The following is a 19,793-nucleotide window of genomic DNA, read 5'->3' on the forward strand; positions in this document are numbered from 1 at the left end:
ACAGGCTACTTTTTGAAAAAACTACCTATTTTTCTTAATAACCCCTGCTTCCTGTTAATGTCTGCAAACGGAATCTCTTCACCTAAAAGGCGTTTACAGATATTCATGTATTCTTCTTCTGCCTGAGAAGATTTCCCGGAAAGAGGCTCCCCCTGATTTGTGGCAATCACAATCTGTTCATCATCCAGAATTGTTCCGATCAGATCAACAGCAAGGATATCCGTTACATCATCTACGGACATCATATCACCTCTTGCAATCATATCCGGCCGCAGGCGATTGATGATCAGGCTGATATCTCTGATCTCGTTGGCTTCCAGGAGTCCGATGATCCGATCTGCATCACGTATCGCAGAAACCTCCGGCGTGGTAACTACCAGGGCTTTATCAGCACCTGCGATCGCATTTTTAAATCCCTGTTCAATTCCTGCCGGACAGTCCAGAAGAATATAATCAAACTGTTCTCTCAGATCGTCGGTCAGTTTTATCATCTGTTCCGGAGACACAGCGGATTTGTCTTTTGTCTGCGCAGATGGCAGAAGACATAATTCCGGATGTCTTTTATCCTTGATCAGAGCCTGTCGCAGACGGCAGCTTCCGTTAATGACATCCACCAGATTATAGACAATCCTGTTCTCCAGGCCCAGAACAACATCCAGATTCCGCAGACCGATATCTGTATCAACCACAACAACTTTTTTGCCCAGCATAGCCAGACCTGTTCCGATATTGGCGACAGTTGTGGTTTTTCCTACTCCGCCTTTGCCGGAAGTAATCACAATGACTTCACTCATAGTTACAATTTCCTCCCTGAAAAAATTTCCATTCTTCTGGTATTCTCCTGTATGGTAGTTTCAGTCATTCGAAGTGTCACTGGTATCACTTGCCGCAACACCGGTAAGAATAGACTTTTCATCAGTTAATTCAAAGATATATTTAAAAATATCATCAGCTGCAAGACACGCATTACCGGAAGTATATCCATTCTCAATACGCACTGCAATCGCATATTCAGGATCTGAAGCCGGGGCATATCCCACAAACATACCATGGTTTGGATGATAAACATTTACCTCGGCTGTACCGGTTTTACCTGCCACATCCATGCCAAGTCCGTCAAACTGTCTGTGAGTCTGTACTACCCGGTACATTCCGTCGTGAATATCATCCCACACATTCTGTGATACATCAACTGTATTAATGATATCCGGCTCATATTTTTTTAAAGTATTACCCTTGGAATCTGTCTGTCTGTCAAGTAAAGTCAGATCATAAACATTTCCACTGGTAGCGATCGCTGTTGCATAACGTGCCAGCTGACTGGTGGTATAAGCATTGGTACCCTGTCCGATATAAGACGGGACTGCGTAGGAATCTGACACATGAGGTGCGGATTCTGTGATCTCGATACCTGTTTTCTTATCCAGACCAATCTCTGAAGCATATTTTTGCAGTACACTCAGGCTTCGGTTTTCTGAAAAGTTTCCGTCTGCATCCTGACCAAGTTTAAAACCAACCATGTTGAAATAATAGTTACAGGACTGCTCAATCGCCTCCCTGATCTCGATCTCTCCATGTCCCTGTTTGTTCCAGCAGTTGATCGGAGGTGTTACAAGATCAAAGGAGCCGGTACAGTTAATGTATGTTCCGTCATCGATCACTCCTTCAGACATTCCGGCAATTGTAGACAGAATCTTAAATGTAGAACCCGGTGCTGCTGTCTGCTGGGTTGCTTTATTGAAAAACGGACTGGATTTATCTGTAGATAATTTCGCATAATAATCCGTATCCATGTTATTTACCAGACGGTTATTGTCATATCCCGGGTAGGATACGCATGCAAGAACATCCCCTGTTTTGACATCTGTGATTACTGCAGAAGCAGAACATGGCTCCAGCGCAAGCTGTGCAGGTTCTATTTCGAGAGTATAAATTTTATTGATCATAAAGTCATAAGCTGTCATGGAGCCGGAGGCCAGTGCCTCGTAACTGCCATCATCTTTTGATAAAACTCCCTGTTCATACAGCACCAGACAGATCTCGCTTCCGGAAATGGTGTCCTCCTGAAGCATATACTTATATAGAAGTTTTGAGAAATTGGTGTCTTTTTTAAGATAATCGATCAGATAATCTGTAAGAGCCTGATATACTTCATCGGAATCCAGATAATCTCCTTCTGTAGAAAATTTGGAAATATCGATCCAGTTCTGACTTGCCGCATATGTCAGATAATCTTTCAGACTGATATCTTTATCGGTTGTCCATTTCTGATAAGTACTGTCAGAGGTATCAATGGCATTCTTTGAGATAACCCCCAGCGTATCTCTGAGAAGATCATCACAGATATAAGTAAGGTATTCCTGGATCTGATCATCTTCATCTTTTACGGCCGGTGGATTCTCAGCTGTCAGCCTGTTAGTTATTGTATCAAAAACCTGTTGCTGTTTCTGTTGAAATTTGGCATATAATTTTTTTTCTGTATCGGAAGCGTTGGCATCACTGAATTTATTGATATCGATGACACTGTTGGCAATCAGGGCATTATATACATCATAGATCGGTATTTTAATCTGTGCAGCATCATTTACACTGAAATCATAGGTTTTGGATGCTTCAATCTTGGATAAAAGGATTCCGGCAACTCTCTGTTTCAGGATCTGGTAGATAGCGGACTGCCAGCTGCTGTCTATGGTAAGATAGGTGTCATTACCTGCGACAGGTTCTACTCTAGTGCTGTCGTCAATCTTAAGTACTTTGCCAAGGTTATCGACAGTGACAGTTTCTTCACCGTCTGTTCCCTGAAGAGATGTTTCCATATATTTCTCAATTCCCGATTTACCGATGATCGCATCATTTGAATAATCAGGATTCTTCTGTCTCAGTTCTTCAAGCTCTTCTGAAGAAGCCTGTCCCGTATAACCAAGAATTGGTCCCATGCTTGCATCATCAATGTATTTGCGGACAGAATCCTCTACAATGTCAATTCCCTGAAGCTCCGGCTGATTTTCCCTGATTGCAGCTACAGATTTTTCGCTTATATTTGAAGCAATCGTAACGGCCATGTACTTCTTGAAACTGTTAGTGCTCAGTGCATAGCGGATTTTGGAAAGCTCAAGTATATCCTGCTTTGACAGGCTCTCCGGAAGTCCATGGGATGTCAGTTCTTCTTTGGTATAAGCATTATCGCCGTAAAGAACAATGGAAAATCCCTCTTTTCCGCTCATAAACTCGATCATCTGATCTGCAGTGGCATTTTTCTGTTTTTTTGTCAGGTTATCAATCAACGGTTCTCCGTAAATATCCGCACGAAAACGGTTCAGAGTAAATCCCTCATCAACATCAAAAGCATAATTCCCGCTCTCATCCAAAACAATATGGAAGCCGGTACTGATGGAATCCCCGTTGGACTCAAGGATTTTCAGGACTTTATAGGCAATCCCGTTCAGTGTAAGATTCTTTTCTCTGGTAGAATCATAAGTTCCATTATCCTCAAAGGTAACAGAATAAGCCAGCACATTTGTTGCCAGCTCCTCACCATTTCTGTCATAGATATTGCCACGCGTACTTTTGATCACACGTTTTTTTGTTGTTCTTGATTCAAATTTGCTGATATAAGCCTCTCCCTGGATGATCTGCAGTTCAAAAAGCTGACGGACCAGAGTGGCTGACATAAATACAAAAACCAGTACCAGTACTGTGGTACGTTTTATTCGTATCTTTTTAAAAAATCTTTTTATTTTAGTACCCAAATAGACTCACTTTCCTTCATTGATGGATTCTTCATGAAATGATAATTAATATAATGAAATACCCGGTAAACAATCAGTGTAAGGATCACTGTATAAAAAATCTCCGGTAAAATAATCCGGTATAAATAGGTTCCGAGCCCCAGACGTCCCCTGAGCAGAAACTGCAATGCATAGACAGAAAGTCCGTACAGTAAATCCCCGATACCTGCAAGCATAACCGGAACCTTTATGTCATCATCATAGCAGATCCTGTGGGCATATCCGCTTAAAAAGCCAATATACATATAGATCAGAGCGTAGAAACCAAACACAGAGCCATAGAACATGTCTACCAGAAATCCACAGAAAAATCCTGTCCACAGTCCACTTTTTCTTCCGCGCATCAGCCCCATGGATATACACAGGATCAGGATCAGATTCGGCGTGATAGAACCGATGGATATCACATGAAGAAGAGTACACTGAAGAAGAAAACTGATCAGGATCATAAAAAATAACGCTATCTTACTCTTCATTTGCAGTCGCCTCCTGAGCTGCCTGAGCATTGTCATTAACAGAATCCTGTTTATTTACTGTAATGACAAGTACATTTTTCAGATGCTGGAAATCTACAGGTGTGACAATGGTACCTGTTTTGGTCAGATTGTTGCTGTTTTGTTCCACCTCACTGACGTATCCGATAAACAGTCCCTCTACATATTTCTCACTGATATTGGAGGTAACGATGCGTTCCCCCACTGTTACTTTATTATTCTGGTCATACAACTGGCTGAAGCTTAATTTACCCTCATCGATGAGTTCCAGATCTCCTTCCACCACACAGTTATCCTGTGTGCTGACAGTCATGGCACTGACATTGCTGCTGTCATCGATAATGGAACGTACAGTCGCCCAGTGAGTTCCGACCTCTGTCACGATCCCGACCAGACCTTTATCTGCAAGTACATTATTATCCACACGAATGCCGTCTGCAGATCCCCGGTTGATCATAAAGGTATCATACCAGTTGCCCGGATCTTTGGATATGATTTCTGCAGCAATCTTTGGATATTCGGTATACTGCTGGTCAAGATTATACATCTGCTGTAATCTTACATATTCTGTCTGATCCTGGATCAGTTTATTGTTCTGTTCTGTGAGACTGTCTATCTGTGCCTTTAAATTTTCGTTCTCACTGAGGATTTCTTCTTTATCACGCATACGGTCCTGCATTCCTTTCAGAACTGAACTGATCCGATTGATGCTGTTTTCAAATGGAACGATCAGTATCCCGGCGGCATCCTGCAGCGGTGCAGTGGTTACGCCGGATGAAAAAGTGGCAGCAATACAGCTGACGCAGAAAATCGACATAATGACCAGAAGATGTTTACTTTTTAATTTAATCCTAAAATGTACTTTCTTTTTCAGGTTTTTCATTGATGCACCCCTAAAAATTATAGTTTTCTCTGCGTAACCGGTACTGCCCATTCACGCAGTTCTTTATTTCTGATTATTTTCTCCAGACCTGTAACTGCCGAGGTTTCATAAAAATCTGACAGATTAAAGGTGAATCCTGTATAACTGGCAAGGTATTTATCAATATAAGGAAGTCTGGTACTGCCTCCGGTTATGTAAATCCCCTGTTTCGCAATATGGTAGGAAATCTGGGGAGGAATTCGCTCCAGAAATGTTTTCATCTCTGCCGCAATCTCATTCAGACAGTTCATGATACCGTCATTTACCACATAAGAAGAAATGATTTCTTCTCTTGGCAGTCCGGAAATACAGTCAATTCCTACAACCTTACGTACTTCCTTTTTCGGATCACTGAGGCGTCCCATGACCATCTTAAGCCTCTTGGCAGTCCTTGTGCCAATCTGCAGATTATATCTTTTACGTATTTCACTGCAGACAGATTCATTCATCTGTCTGCCTCCCAGCGGTATTTTCCTGCTGATAATGATCTTTCCTCCGGTGATGATCGATACTTCTGTACTCTGTGCACCGATATTTACGATCATATTTCCTTCCGGATCTTCCAGATTGACACCCATGGCAATGGCATCTGCAATGGGTGCCTCTACCATAAATACGCGATTTTTCTTTAACCAGTGACCATTCGCCACATGAAAATATGCCCGTTTCTCAACCGCAGTCATATCCAGAGGAACAGTAAAATACATTGTTGCGCCAAATCCCAGGATATGATCGATCTTTCGGATCATACTGTAAAGAACAATCTCCTGAAGTTCCAGATTAGCGATCATGCCAAATGTCATTGGCGAAGTAACCGTAATATCTGTGGGGGATTTCTCAAACATATCGTATGCTTCATTTCCCATTGCAATGATCGTGTGTCCCTTGGACGCGATCATATTTTTCTCGATATAAGTTTTGTTTCTGAAAAAAGAATAGACTTTTACGGAACTGCTTCCCAAATCTATTCCATATGTTTTCTCAAATAGCATATTCTGCCCCTTTGTTGTTGCCTTATTCTGTACATGTATTCCATAATCCTTCTTCTCTGAAGCTGCAGTATCTCTGATCCCCGATCACAATATGATCCAGCAGATGTATTCCCAGCAGTTCCCCCGCCTGATAAATCCTGGCTGTGATCTGTAAGTCATCCGGACTTGGTGTAGGATCACCACTTGGATGATTGTGTATCAATATCAGACTGACTGCATGGCGGCGCAGGGCTTCCATGAAGATTTCCCTTGGTGTTACCAGCGAACCGGTTGCAGTTCCCCGGGTCAGTATCTTATCTCCCAGAAAATGTCCTTTCACATCTGACATCATACAGATCACCAGTTCCTGCTCTTCATGGCGGAGTTCTTCCATATAATAAGCTGCTATGGAGGAGGGATTGTTCATAACTATCTGCGGTCTGGCAGCAGCCTTGGCAATTCTTTTGGAAAGTTCTCCAATGCATTTTAACTGTACTGCTTTTACCTGTCCGATTCCATGAATCTTCATAAGATCCTGTACAGATACATGCATAAGCCCCATAAGGCCGGGATAGGAGGACGACTCCATAAATTTCAGGATCTCCTGTGCAAGTGCCAGTGAATTCTTTCCTGAAGTGCCGCTGCGCAGGATTACTGCCAGCAGTTCAGTGTCATTTAATGAACCCTCACCCTGCATAAAGCATTTCTCATACGGCCGCTGTTCCCTGGGAAGCTGCTTCATAATATTATTTGCATTATTCATAAGTCTGCCTGTGCTCTCTAAAGCCTCTGGGCAAATTGCAAATTATATTCTAGCATAAAAGAGGAGAGATGTACACTCTCCTCTCTGATTTTTATGTGAACTTTATAGTTACTGGGTTACTGTTCACACACCACTGTCCCGCGAGGTGTTTTGGCATGAATACGCCAAAATCCCGAGACATACAAGCCAAAATTCCATTGCCGCAGGCAATCTGGAATGAATTTTGGCTACGTTACTGTGAACGGAGTGAACAGTAACGTTACTGGGTTACTGGTTATCGGTAATATCCCGCTTAAGAGATCAATTATTTTTTATAGCCGCATATTTTCGGCATACAGTCTCAGCAACTTTGATTCCATCCATGGCAGCACTTGTGATTCCGCCTGCGTAACCTGCACCTTCGCCACATGGATAAATTCCCGCCATATTTGCTGTGAGCTCCTGATCACGTACGATCCTTACAGGGGAAGAAGTACGGCTTTCAATGCCACTGAGCAGTGCATCCTCTCTGTCAAATCCGGAAATTCGTTTTCCGAAGGCTATGACACCTTCTTCAATAGAATCGCCTACTGCTTTTGGCAGAACAGAGCGTACATTTGTCAGTATATATTCTCCCTTCATACAGGGAGTAACCTCTCCTAATGCTTCACTTGCCTGATTTTTGCAAAAATCACCAAACAGCTGAACAGGAATTTTTCCTTTTCCGAGCTCCCATGCTTTTTTCTCCAGATCACGCTGGAATTCTACGCCGCCAAGAACTCCTTTATCCGGGAAATCTTCTGGTGTGACTGTGACGATCATGGCACTGTTTGCATTTCTGGAATCACGTGCCTGATAGCTCATTCCGTTCACTGCGAGACGACCGGGTTCAGAGGATGCATTTACAACATATCCGCCCGGACACATACAAAAAGAATAAACACCTCTGCCATTTGCACACTTATGGGTTACTTTATAGCTGGCTGCACCAAGTAATTCATTCTCAGGCTCTCCATAAAGATCCATATTGATCATTTCCTGAGGATGTTCAATACGCAACCCCACTGCAAATGACTTTGGCTCCATATAAACACCACGTTTCTGTAACATTTCAAAAGTATCTCTTGCACTGTGTCCTGGTGCCAGTACACAGACCTGTGCAGGGATTCTCTTATCATTGTTGATCTCAATTTCTTTTAATGTATTGTTCTCAAAAATCAGATCTGTCACCTTGGAACGGAAGCAGAATTTTCCTCCCATTTCTTCGATTTCATGACGCATTTTTTCAACAATACCAACCAGCACATCCGTTCCCAGATGTGGCTTCTGCTGATAAATAATTTCTTCCGGTGCGCCGGCAGCTACGAAACGCTTCAGTACCTCATGATTACGTCCGTAAGGATCTTTTACCAGCGTGTTCAGCTTTCCGTCGGAAAAGGTGCCGGCGCCGCCCTCTCCGAACTGTACATTGGACTCAGGGTCAAGAACACCATTTTTCCAGAAATTCTCTACTGTTTTCTGACGTTTCTCAGCCTCTTCTCCGCGTTCAAGTATTATTGGACAATATCCGGCCTTCGCAAGATACCATCCGCAGAAAAGCCCTGCAGGACCACTTCCCACAATAACGGGAGAATGTAAAAGAGGTGTCTCACCCGGAGAGGGAAATTCATATGGTTTCTCTTTGATTAACATAATGTTGTTATTGTTAACTTTTTTGGCGAGTTTCTGTTCATCTCTGATCGTTACATCTACAGTATATACAAAGATTTTGTCATTTTTGTGTCTGCAGTCCAGAGATTGCTTTCTTATTTCGTAAGTAAAACTGTTTCCGGGATTTTTTAATGTTTTTGCAATCTTTTTTTCGAGCTGTGCCTTTGTATGTGTGATCGGAAGTTTCAACTGTGAAATTCGAATCAATTTTTCTCCTCCTTTGCTGCATTTTTGCCGGCCACTGCGCCGCTGCTCCATGCCCATTGCAGATTATATCCGCCGCATGTACCGTCAATATCCAGAAGCTCCCCTGCAAAATACAGACCCTTACAGAGCTTTGACTCCATGGTTTGAGAATTTACCTGTGAGGTATCTACTCCCCCGGAGCAGACCTGTGCCTGTGAAAATGACATACCATCCTGCACTTCAAGAGGAAATTCCCTTATGGCAGAAACCAGTTGTTTTTGTGATATAAGGATTTTGATAAGCTTTTCCGGGAAAAGTCCCACCAGGAGTTCTTTTTCTTTTTTATAGGGACATGCCTTCTTTCGTGCATACATAAGTTTCTTTAATTCTTCTTCTGACAGCTCCGGCATGAAATTAATGCGGAGCTCTGCTTTATGTCCTTCTCTGACTGCACGTACTGCATAAGTGCTGAGCTGAAACACTGGGATTCCGGAGATTCCGTATTCTGTAAGCTGTAGCTCGCCATGTTCAGATTTACAGAATTTCCCATCTGTAAAAAGAGAAATCTCTCCTTCTGTACGTACGCCTGCCCATGCCTTAAAAGAAGAACCTTTACACTTCAGGGCAGTAAGTGCCGGATAAACCGGGACAATGCGGTGATGAAAGCTCTCTGCCAGCATATATCCGCTGCCGTCTGAACCTGAAACAGAAGATGCCCGGGATCCATTGGCAAGTATCAGTGCATCTGCATCATAGTGCCATCCTTTTGTCAGGATTTGGAAATTCTTTTCATTTGTCCCGGTTTTTATTTCTGTAACCTGTTCGTTTGTCTTTATTTTCACACCCAGACTGGCAGCCTCCATACACAGTACATCTACAACACTCTGCGCCTGATTGCTTCTCGGATAAAGATAGCCGTTCCTGTTTAAAGGATAGATTCCTATCTCTTTGAAAAACTCAATGGTATTCTGGACAGAAAACTCTCTGAGTGCATCTTCGACAAATTCCGGATGTTCGCCTCTGTATGCATCATCCGGTCTTGCAAGATTGGAAAAATTACATCTGCCGTTTCCTGTAGCACAGATTTTCTTTCCGGGTTTCTCGTTCTGTTCCAGAACAGTGACTGCTGCCCCGTTTCGGGCTGCCATGATCGCTGCCATCAGTCCACAGGCTCCTGCTCCTGTGATCACTACCTGTCTTTTTTTCATAAAGTTACAAGTCCTTTATCAACCATTTTCTGCAGGGACATCAGAACACCCAGTTTTGCATGTTCCCAGGTAAGTCCTCCCTGAAAATACACTGCATATGGAGGCTTCATCGGACCATCTGCAGAAAGTTCGATAGAAGAACCCTGCACAAAAGCACCTGCTGCCATGATAACCTGACTGTCATATCCGGGCATATCCCATGGCTCCGGATCCACATAACTGTCAACCGGAGCTGCTGCCTGAATACCCTTACAGAACGCGATCAGACCTTCCGGTGTGCCAAGGCTTACTGCCTGAATGATGTCCTGACGTGGCTCTGTGGAATCCGGGATTACCGGGAATCCAAGTTTCTCATAAATATTTGCCGCAAACACAGCTCCCTTTAACGCACCCTTGGTAACCATTGGTGCAAGGAAAAATCCCTGGAAGAAAGAACGGTTGACTCCCAGAGTTGCGCCTACCTCACTGCCAAGTCCGGGACAGGTCATTCTGTAAGAAGCATTCTCCACGCACTCCTTAGTACCTGCAATATAACCGCCGATAGGCGCAAGTCCGCCGCCCGGATTTTTGATCAGAGAACCAACAATCATATCAGCTCCCACATCACTTGGCTCAATGGTATCTACAAACTCACCGTAGCAGTTATCCACCATACAGATCACATCCGGTTTAATACTCTTTACAAAAGAAATCAGTTCTCCAATCTGCTTTACAGAGAAAGACGGACGTGTCTGGTATCCTTTGGAACGCTGGATCTCCACAAGACGTGTCTTTTCATTGATTGCTTTACGGATGCTGTTATAATCAAAGGTTCCGTCTTCTAACAGTTCCACCTGACGGTAACTTACTCCATATTCTGCGAGAGAACCTTTTGACGGGCGGATGCCGATCACCTCTTCCAGAGTATCGTAAGGCTTTCCGGCAGGTGCCAGAAGTTCATCACCCGGACGGAGATTACCGAATAAGGCAATGGCCAGCGCGTGAGTTCCGCATGTGATCTGCGGGCGTACCAGACAGGCTTCCGTATGGAAAGTATCTGCATAAACCTTTTCAAGTGTTTCACGGCCAATATCGTCATATCCATAACCGGAAGAACTTCCGAAGCATTCTGCGCTTACTTTATTTTTCTGCATGGCAAGAAGCACCTTCATCTGGTTATATTCTGCCGTTTTATCAAATTTTTCAAATCTTTCTTTTAAAGATTCCTCAATCTTATGACCAAAGTCATAAACCTCTGAAGAAATCCCAAGCTGTGCGTACATTTCTTTCATAATTTGTTTCGTCCTCATTTCTGTTTGCATTATTATCTTTATTTTATCTCTGAATTTCACTTATTCTGTATCAGTGATTTTTAAGAAAAATTCGGTTATAAAATTCCTCTGTCCCTGCATACCTTCAGCATTTCATCAAGGATTCTGTCTTCATTATAGTCAAATTCATCCTTATTCATCCAGATGGTATCCTTCTCCCTGCGAAACCAGGTCAGCTGGCGTTTTGCAAAATGTCTGGTATCTCTTTTCAGGATCCTGACCGCTTCCTCTAACGGATACTCGCCATCCAGATATGCAAGGATTTCTTTATATCCAAGTCCCTGCATGGAAACCATCCCCCTGTGGTATCCCATATCTTTTAACTTCTGCACTTCCTCAAGGAGTCCCTCTTTTAACATCTCATCAATACGGTCATCAATCCGTTTATAAAGAAGTTCCCTTGGTACATTCAGCACAAAATATGCCAGATTATAAGGGGTTTCGTGTTCCTTCTGCTCCTGATTATGTGCGGAGATCGGCGACTGGTTCTGATGATAAAACTCCAGTGCCCTGATCACACGTTTTACATTATTGGCGTGGATTTCCCCGGCACTGACAGGATCAACATCCAAAAGCATCTGGTGCAGATATTCATTTCCCTTCTCTGCAGCAAGCTGTTCCAGCTCCTGACGGTATCCGTCTTCCTGCTCTGCCTGAGTAAAATCAATATCCTTTGTAATAGCCTGTATATAAAATCCGGTTCCTCCTACCAGAACAGGAATTTTCCCCTTGGCATAAATTTCTTTCATGGCAGCTTTTGCCATCTGCTGGAATTTCACGATATGAAATTCTTCCTGAGGCAGCAGTTCATCTACCAGATAATGCTTTACTCCCTGCATCTCCTCCGGCCGGATCTTAGCTGATCCAATATCCATATATTTGTAGACCTGCATGGAATCAGCAGAAATGATCTCTCCGTTTACTGCTTTCGCAAGAGCGATGGATAGATGGGTTTTTCCTGCTGCCGTCGGTCCTGTAAGAACGATCAGTGGCTTTTTCATAATAGCTCCTTTATATAAACTATACAATACGTTTAAATTTCTTTTCCAGTTCTGTTTTAGTCATGGAAATAATCGTCGGTCTTCCATGAGGACAGTGATAGGGGTTCTCCAGTGTGAGCAGTTCATCGATCAAGGCATTTGCTTCCCGGTCGGACATCTGGTGATTTCCCTTTACCGCAGCCTTACATGCCATGGTGGCCAGTCTGGAAGCAAAGATTCCAAGTGGATCCTTATCCTTCTCAGAAGCAAGATTGTCAAGCATTTCCAGAAAAAGTTCTTCCTCCGTAAGACCGTACAGATTGGCCGGGACTGCATTGATACAGTATTCCTTACCGCCAAATGGTTCAATCTCAAATCCAAAATCCTCGAAATATTTACGGTTAGCCTTAAGAAGAGCTTCTTCCTGAAGATTCAGGGATACGATCAGCGGCGGACTGAGATACTGGGATTCTACTGTCTGCTCACGAAACCTTTTTACGAAACGCTCATAATAAACCTTTTCATGTGCCGCATGCTGGTCGATAATAAAAAATTTATCCTCAAACTGAACAAGCCAGTAAGTATCAAAAATCTGTCCGATCAGCTGATGACGGCTTCGGGATTCAGGAGCAAGAAGTTTCTCCTCAAATAATTCCAGCTGCTGTGGTCTGATTTCTTCTGATATTACATTTTTGTTTTGTTCTATCTGTTTTCTGTTTCCTTCTGAATCCACAGCAGTCTTCAGATATTCTGCAGTTTTCTGTTCTGCAATTTCCTGCTTTGTCTCTGAAAATACCGGTTGTTCTTCATTCTTTTTATCGCTTAGTGTTCCCTCAAAAAGCTGTTCCTCTGCCTTGGTAAGAGGATCCCTAGTCTGATAGATCTGCTGTTCACGCACTGCCTGTTCTGCCATTGTAACAGTTCCTCGTGGTAGTGCGGTATGCTCAGAAACCCTGGAAGCTGTATTTACAGTCTGTGGACGATACTCCGGAATTTCAGCCCGACGTCTGGTTTCAAATGGCTCCGGTACATCCCCCGGTTTTACCACAGGCTGCTGCTTTTTAATCGGTTCTTCTTTTCCAAAAGGCACTGTCTGGATCATTTCTCTTGTGGTAAGAGCCTTGTGGACTGTCTCGTAAACTGCATCATAAACTTCTGTTCCTCTTGCAAACCGCACCTCCATCTTGCTTGGATGCACATTTACATCCAGATCATTTCCCTCCATCTGAATATGAAGAGAAACAAAGGGAAACTTATGCTGCATGAGAAAACCCTTATAGGCATCCTCTATCCCCTTTGCAATGATCCGGTTCTTTACAAAACGTCCGTTAATATAATAATTCTCAAAGGTACGGTTACCTCTGGAAATCTCCGGTTTTCCCACAAAACCCTCAATCTTCATGAAATCATTCTCGTAGGATACCTCAAGAAGTGCTTTGGTGATATCTCTTCCATATATATTATAAATCACATCTTTCACATTGTAATTTCCGGAAGTATGAAGCTTCACCTGTTTATTCTGGATATATTTAAAAGAAATCTCAGGATGGGACAATGCCAGCTGCTCCATCAAAGTGCTGACATAATTTCCCTCCGTAGTATCTGATTTCAGGAACTTGCTTCTAGCAGGTGTATTGTAAAAAAGATTTCTCACCAGGAAAGTAGTTCCTTCCGGTGCTCCCATATCCTCTAAAGACTCCTGTACACCACCGTTGATCACATAACGGACGCCGCTTAATGCAGATGGGGTTTTTGTGATCAGTTCCACCTGTGCAACAGCAGCAATACTGGACAAAGCCTCACCGCGAAATCCAAGAGACGCAATGTGTTCCAGATCCTCAACCTTCTCAATCTTACTGGTGGCATGACGCAAAAATGCCAGGGGTACCTGATCTCTTTCCATACCCCCGCCATTATCTGTGATACGTATCATCTTTTTGCCGCCGTCTGTGATCTCCACTGTTACAGCAGTTGCTCCTGCATCAATTGCATTTTCCACAAGCTCCTTCACAATGGAGGACGGACGTTCCACTACCTCACCGGCAGCGATCTTATCTATGGTCTGCTGGTCTAATACTGCAATTTTTCTCAACTTTTATCACCATCTGTTCTTAATCTTGTTCTGCAGGTTATAAAGTGTATTCATTGCCTCGATAGGAGTCATATTCCCCATATCAAGACCTTTTATCTCATCAATGATATCGTTATCCTTAACTGTATCGAACAGAGACATCTGTGCCATATCCATCTGATCGTATACAGGCTTTTTCTTTTTCGCAGATGTCAGGTCTTTTACTGCTGCCGTAATATCCGCATCACTTAGTTCCTCCACCAGTTCCTTTGCTCTCTGGATCACAGAATCCGGAACACCGGCAAGCTTGGCAACCTGGATACCATAACTTTTGTCTGCGCCGCCCTGAACGATCTTACGCAGAAATACAATATCGTCCCCTTTTTCCTTGACAGCAATACAGTAGTTATTAACTCCCGGAATTTTACCCTCCAGTTCAGTAAGCTCATGATAATGGGTGGCAAATAATGTCTTTGCACCACAAAGCTTTGTATTGCTGATATGCTCGATCACAGCCCAGGCAATGGCAAGACCGTCAAATGTACTGGTGCCACGTCCGATCTCGTCAAGAATCAGAAGGCTTCTTGCAGTTGCATTCCTCAAAATATTGGCAACCTCTGTCATCTCTACCATAAAGGTACTCTGACCACTTGCCAGATCATCAGAGGCACCCACACGGGTGAAAATCCTGTCAACAATTCCAATGTTTGCTTTTTCAGCAGGGACAAAGCTTCCGATCTGTGCCATCAGTACGATCAGGGCAGTCTGTCTCATGTAGGTAGACTTACCTGCCATGTTCGGACCTGTGATAATGGATACCCTTTTCTTATGGTTATCCAGATATGTATCATTCGCAATAAACATATCGTTCTCTATCATCTGTTCCACAACAGGATGACGGCCGTTTTTAATATCTATCACACCTGTTGTATTTGTCTTCGGACGTACAAAATGATTTCTTTCCGCAACCAGTGCAAGAGAAGCAAACACATCCAGTGCAGCCACTGCCTTGGCAGTCTTCTGGATCCGCATAACTTCTTTCCCGACTGCATCTCTCACATCACAGAACAGTTCATATTCCAGAGCATACAGCTTATCCTCTGCCCCAAGGATCAGGTCTTCCAGTTCTTTTAACTCCTGGGTAATGTATCGCTCTGCATTGGTAAGCGTCTGTTTACGGATATAATTATCCGGCACCAGATCTTTAAAAGTATTGGTGATCTCCAGTGAATAACCAAATACGCGATTATATTTGATCTTCATTGTTTTGATGCCTGTACGCTCCCGCTCTTTGGCCTCCAGTTCTGAAAGCCATTTCTTACCATCTGTCCTGGAACGGCGGAATTTATCTACATCTTCATTATAGCCCTCTTTAATAATGCCTCCATCCTTCTGTGCAAGAGGCGGATCTTCCACGATGGCACGTTTGATCAGATCTGTCACATCCTCCAGCGAATCCATATCCTCATAGATTTTCTGAAGCAGAGGTGTTTTAAATTCTTTTAAAACCTGTTTTATATAAGGAAGCATTTCCAGCGAAGAAGCAAATGCGATCAGATCTCTTGGATTCGCAGATTTATAGCTGATACGGCTGATCAGTCGTTCCAGGTCATAAACAGGTCCCAGATATTCCCTGATCTCATCCCGGAGCATTCCGTTTTTATTTAACTCTTCCAGTGCTTCCAGACGTTGTTCGATTTCATCTCTGTCGATCAGTGGCTGTTCCACATAACTGCGGAGAGTTCTGGCTCCCATTGCTGTTTTTGTCTTATCCAGTACCCAGAGAAGAGAACCTCTTTTCTGTTTCTCTCTCAGGGTTTCCACAAGTTCCAGATTTCTGCGGCTGGAACTGTCGATAAGCATATATTTTTCTGCTGCATAAGGACGGATCGTTGCCATATGGGACAATGCTGTTTTCTGGGTTTCCTTCAGATAAAGGAAAAGAGCTCCTGCTGCAATGATCCCGCAATCATAATCTCCGATACCCAGTCCTTCCAGAGAACCCACATGGAAATGTTCCTTTAATGTACGGCGGCATAATTCGTCATCGAAATACCAGGAATCCAGGGAAAAAACACAGATTCCCAGACGGTTCTGCAAATCATCCGTATCTATATTGGACATATAAAAAGAATCATTACAGATGATCTCCGCAGGTACAAATTTATTGATCTCATCCAGGAGTTTCTGAGGTTTATCCACCTCAGTAAGGAAACAGTCACCTGTAGTGATATCTGCGATAGCACATCCGAAATGTTCTTCCATGGACACAATAGACATCAGGTAATTATTCTTCGTCTCATCCAGAGAGGCCGCATCCAGTGTGGTTCCGGGAGTTACGATCCTTACAACCTCACGTTTTACCAGTCCTTTGGCCTTTTTGGGATCCTCTACCTGCTCACAGATCGCTACCTTATGTCCCCGCTCGATCAGACGGTTGATGTAAGTTTCCGCAGCATGATAAGGGACACCACACATGGGTGCCCTCTCCTCTAATCCACAGTCCTTTCCTGTAAGGGTGATCTCCAGCTCTTTGGTGACAAGCAACGCATCATCAAAAAACATCTCGTAGAAATCTCCAAGACGGTAAAATAGAATGCAGTCTTTATATTGTTCCTTTGTCTTGCAGTATTCCTGCATCATCGGTGATAATTTCCCTGTGTTAACTGGAAACCCTGTATTTACGCGGCTTGTAGATGCTTTATGTTCCTCTTTGACCCACTTTTGACCCATTTTTTTTTCTTCTTCAGTGTTTCTTGTTTTTTCCAAATATTTAAACCTCTTCCTAAAATCTCATTTCATCAGCAAGATCAGCTTTCTTTTCCTTTTAGATTTTTTTCCATAACATTACCATCCTTTTTCTAATAACAATAGATGATCATGCATGGCACTGGACTTAATTTTAACACAACCCCAAAAACCTTTCAAGACTGCCGATCTATCCATTTCTGAAATTTTTCTTATCAATCAGGGTTCTTCGCCCAATTCGTACCATGAAGGTATTATTGTTCATAAGTGTTCGCATTGTTTTCTCAGGCTTCCTGTAAGCTGCATCCGCTCCGATGACTTTTGCTTACTACACTATTTTTACTTATCTTTAGTTTTTCGCATCATTTTTTAAGCGATGGATAAAGGATTCCATGATAATCAAATTCAGGATTATCCAGCATCTTTTTTCTTTTCTTTTCTTTCTAATATCTTTTTCAATTTCCTTTTATTCCTCAACAAATTCTGCTTAATTGCCCCTTCTGACATCTTCTGACAACTTTTTCATGTTCAACGTTTTTAATATATGGCATAATGTTATCCTTTTCTAATACAATATATTTAAGGCTGATGTCTCTACAACTCTGATACAGAATAACTGCTCTATTATAACTGGATATTTACTCTTAAGCACGATATTATATAAATCAGGGCAAGCCCAACAGACCTGCCCATTTATAAATGCGTTCCTTATTTTATTGCACATAGATTTTCATCAATCCATTTTTGGACTTCATTCACATTATGATTTACAGCTTTTGCAATTTTTTCAACAGACAGACCCATTTCTGCAAGAGAAAGAGCTGTTTCTTTTTTGGCCTTTAATTCCCCACTTTCCATTCCCTCGCTGTAGATTTTCTCCATTTCATGGCACATAAGCTCAACCCCTTTCTGCGTGTCTTTTAATTCATGTACCCGTTTTGCAAGAACCGGACTGTGCATTTCATCAGCATTCTTACAATGCAGATCATGCATAAGTCTCCCAAGTTCTGTGTCTTCCTGTTTTCTGGAATTCACATATATAATATGTGCTTCGTCCTGAAAGCTATCATCGGCTTCTTTGATATGCCTGTCAATATGGTAAATAGGAAAGCCATACCCAAGGATGTCATCCCTGGTAATAAAGATCACATAGCTTTCCGGTAATTCATCAAAATCCTGACCCGGATTCAAAGTGTTCATGTCCATCAAACCACTATGGTAACGTGCCCTCTTAGGTGATGCACCTTCATTATCCTGCTGGATCTCCACATCAAACTGTTTGCCTTCGGAATCTCTGGCAACACAGTCCATGATTGCGGATCGTCCCTGCAGATTCTTATAATCCTTCTGGATGATCTGATCAATTACTCGCAGATCCTGTTTTTCCATAATGACCTACAGAACATATTCCAGGCATTCTCTCTGTTTGAAAACATTTCTCATAAATATGTCACTCATGAGTGTAAAATTCTTAATAATACCTTTATATCTTTCGTAACGTACTTCCAATCCGTTCTCTGGCACAATTTTTTCATCTGCCACGTTCGCTGTCACCTCCCACTTTATTCTTTTTATGTTATGAAGAAATTTTCGAAAAAGCTTTTGTTTATTTTATCTTAGCATCAATGAATGACCTTTACAAGACACTTTTTCCCCGAATTGCATCGGGTGTTTTTTAACCTACCCGTTCCACATAGCATACACTGTTTCCTTTGCACTCAAATTCCGGACAAAGAAACAGCCATAATCTTTCCAGATCATTGATGTTCATGGCATCCAATTCTGTTTCATCTTTTTCCAAAACAGATTCTTTTGAGTTCCATTGAACATACAGGTCTCCTGTAAAGGCATCATCCTCGCCAAGGCAAGTCCGAGGGCACGGTATGTCCGCTTTGTCAAGGTAAGATGTTCTCCAATGCGCTCCAGGACTTCTCCCGGAATTTCCTAATATAGAAAATATAAGCTCCCATAATGGATGATTAAAATACCCCATTATTATTCCAATGAATACCAACACTTCTGCATAACACTTCCGCTTTCAATAATTCAAAACTGTTTCTGCCATACATTATTCGTTTTATAACTTTGATTTTATTTACACTACCTTCTGCAAGCCGTTATTATACGAATATATGATTCCGTTTTTTACAGCAGTTAAGTCCTTTTTTACACCGTTTATAAATGTTTGAAATTCAGGAATATCATATTTTTGTGCTGTATTGATCCATTCGTCTAATTTTGCAGCATTTTTTGAGAATATAACGTTACAAAAATCTTTGGTTAATGTATACAGCTCACTTAATAAAGGATATTTTTTAATACTTCCTGATACTATTTTACAGTGATTGTTCCTATATCCTCAAGTTTTTTACAAATCAGCTGGCACAAAGCTTTCCTTTGCACATATTCAGAATGCGGCTTCTCCGTTTCCTTCTGTTCATGCATTCGTGTTCTTTCTTTTTGTATAAACATTCGTAACGATAATAAGAACCGTCTTGCCTTTTACCAGTCTGGATATTGCGTTTTGAATTTCAGTCGTCCTTTTCCCTTCTACGGACTTTACGACATAGGCCGTAAACAAATTCAGTAATAATCTATTTTTTTCTTTCTACTACAATATATTTATGGTTAATATCCCTTACATCCAGTAAGGAATTATCCAT

At 42.3% G+C, this 19,793-nt stretch carries 14 protein-coding genes and 1 pseudogene; all 15 read right to left on the reverse strand.

The annotated features are described in order from the left end of the window. Positions 1–5: 5 nt before the first annotated feature. Positions 6–794 (reverse strand): septum site-determining protein MinD, encoded by a 789-nt coding sequence (minD, locus tag LJE09_RS02160; RefSeq protein ID WP_008703173.1) that lies wholly within the window; start codon positions 792–794, stop codon positions 6–8. A 60-nt stretch (positions 795–854) separates the two neighbouring features. Next, complete coding sequence (locus LJE09_RS02165; protein WP_227310932.1) at positions 855–3,749, reverse strand: penicillin-binding transpeptidase domain-containing protein; 2,895 nt, start codon at positions 3,747–3,749, stop codon at positions 855–857. After that, entirely contained in the window at positions 3,734–4,264 is a 531-nt protein-coding gene (gene mreD / locus LJE09_RS02170) for a rod shape-determining protein MreD (RefSeq protein ID WP_008703177.1), read from the reverse strand. Before mreD ends, LJE09_RS02165 begins: the two co-directional genes overlap by 16 nt. Further along, complete coding sequence (mreC, locus tag LJE09_RS02175) at positions 4,254–5,165, reverse strand: rod shape-determining protein MreC (protein ID WP_020993912.1); 912 nt, start codon at positions 5,163–5,165, stop codon at positions 4,254–4,256. Before mreC ends, mreD begins: the two co-directional genes overlap by 11 nt. A 17-nt stretch (positions 5,166–5,182) precedes the next feature. Beyond that, positions 5,183–6,196 carry a rod shape-determining protein gene (locus LJE09_RS02180; RefSeq protein ID WP_022379976.1) on the reverse strand — a complete coding sequence of 338 codons (1,014 nt, stop codon included), beginning with the start codon at positions 6,194–6,196 and terminating at the stop codon, positions 5,183–5,185. 22 nt (positions 6,197–6,218) lie between these two features. After that, positions 6,219–6,938 carry a RadC family protein gene (gene radC, locus LJE09_RS02185; RefSeq protein ID WP_008703183.1) on the reverse strand — a complete coding sequence of 240 codons (720 nt, stop codon included), beginning with the start codon at positions 6,936–6,938 and terminating at the stop codon, positions 6,219–6,221. Between the two features lie 300 nt (positions 6,939–7,238). Continuing rightward, complete coding sequence (locus LJE09_RS02190; RefSeq protein WP_227310933.1) at positions 7,239–8,834, reverse strand: NAD(P)/FAD-dependent oxidoreductase; 1,596 nt, start codon at positions 8,832–8,834, stop codon at positions 7,239–7,241. After that, positions 8,831–10,021, reverse strand: a complete 1,191-nt coding sequence (locus tag LJE09_RS02195; protein ID WP_227310934.1) for an NAD(P)/FAD-dependent oxidoreductase — start codon at positions 10,019–10,021, stop codon at positions 8,831–8,833. Before LJE09_RS02195 ends, LJE09_RS02190 begins: the two co-directional genes overlap by 4 nt. Next, positions 10,018–11,292: a methionine gamma-lyase family protein gene (locus LJE09_RS02200; RefSeq protein WP_022379972.1), complete on the reverse strand. Its 1,275-nt coding sequence runs from the start codon at positions 11,290–11,292 to the stop codon at positions 10,018–10,020. Before LJE09_RS02200 ends, LJE09_RS02195 begins: the two co-directional genes overlap by 4 nt. A gap of 95 nt (positions 11,293–11,387) precedes the next feature. Continuing rightward, positions 11,388–12,332, reverse strand: coding sequence for a tRNA (adenosine(37)-N6)-dimethylallyltransferase MiaA (miaA, locus tag LJE09_RS02205; protein ID WP_022379971.1), 945 nt, complete (start codon positions 12,330–12,332; stop codon positions 11,388–11,390). Between the two features lie 19 nt (positions 12,333–12,351). Then, positions 12,352–14,403: a DNA mismatch repair endonuclease MutL gene (gene mutL, locus LJE09_RS02210; RefSeq protein WP_022379970.1), complete on the reverse strand. Its 2,052-nt coding sequence runs from the start codon at positions 14,401–14,403 to the stop codon at positions 12,352–12,354. Positions 14,404–14,409: 6 nt separating this feature from the next. Then, positions 14,410–17,025 (reverse strand): DNA mismatch repair protein MutS, encoded by a 2,616-nt coding sequence (mutS, locus tag LJE09_RS02215; protein ID WP_118633726.1) that lies wholly within the window; start codon positions 17,023–17,025, stop codon positions 14,410–14,412. A gap of 813 nt (positions 17,026–17,838) precedes the next feature. Continuing rightward, positions 17,839–18,588, reverse strand: a pseudogene (locus tag LJE09_RS02220) (PD-(D/E)XK nuclease family transposase). Between the two features lie 217 nt (positions 18,589–18,805). Beyond that, positions 18,806–18,931 carry a hypothetical protein gene (locus LJE09_RS17885; protein WP_255601775.1) on the reverse strand — a complete coding sequence of 42 codons (126 nt, stop codon included), beginning with the start codon at positions 18,929–18,931 and terminating at the stop codon, positions 18,806–18,808. A 294-nt stretch (positions 18,932–19,225) separates the two neighbouring features. Beyond that, entirely contained in the window at positions 19,226–19,465 is a 240-nt protein-coding gene (locus LJE09_RS19090; RefSeq protein WP_110925869.1) for a transposase, read from the reverse strand. Between the last annotated feature and the right edge of the window lie 328 nt (positions 19,466–19,793).

Source organism: Blautia sp. DFI.3.45 (assembly GCF_020593505.1).
GTDB lineage: Bacteria > Bacillota > Clostridia > Lachnospirales > Lachnospiraceae > Blautia_A > Blautia_A wexlerae.

Bases quoted from the DNA above. Each gene is read 5' to 3' on its own strand.
- minD (WP_008703173.1), bottom strand. From the start codon at position 794: ATGAGTGAAGTCATTGTGATTACTTCCGGCAAAGGCGGAGTAGGAAAA.
- mreD (WP_008703177.1), bottom strand. From the start codon at position 4,264: ATGAAGAGTAAGATAGCGTTATTTTTTATGATCCTGATCAGTTTTCTT.
- mreC (WP_020993912.1), bottom strand. From the start codon at position 5,165: ATGAAAAACCTGAAAAAGAAAGTACATTTTAGGATTAAATTAAAAAGT.
- LJE09_RS02180 (WP_022379976.1), bottom strand. From the start codon at position 6,196: ATGCTATTTGAGAAAACATATGGAATAGATTTGGGAAGCAGTTCCGTA.
- radC (WP_008703183.1), bottom strand. From the start codon at position 6,938: ATGAATAATGCAAATAATATTATGAAGCAGCTTCCCAGGGAACAGCGG.
- LJE09_RS02195 (WP_227310934.1), bottom strand. From the start codon at position 10,021: ATGAAAAAAAGACAGGTAGTGATCACAGGAGCAGGAGCCTGTGGACTG.
- LJE09_RS02200 (WP_022379972.1), bottom strand. From the start codon at position 11,292: ATGAAAGAAATGTACGCACAGCTTGGGATTTCTTCAGAGGTTTATGAC.
- miaA (WP_022379971.1), bottom strand. From the start codon at position 12,332: ATGAAAAAGCCACTGATCGTTCTTACAGGACCGACGGCAGCAGGAAAA.
- mutS (WP_118633726.1), bottom strand. From the start codon at position 17,025: ATGATGCAGGAATACTGCAAGACAAAGGAACAATATAAAGACTGCATT.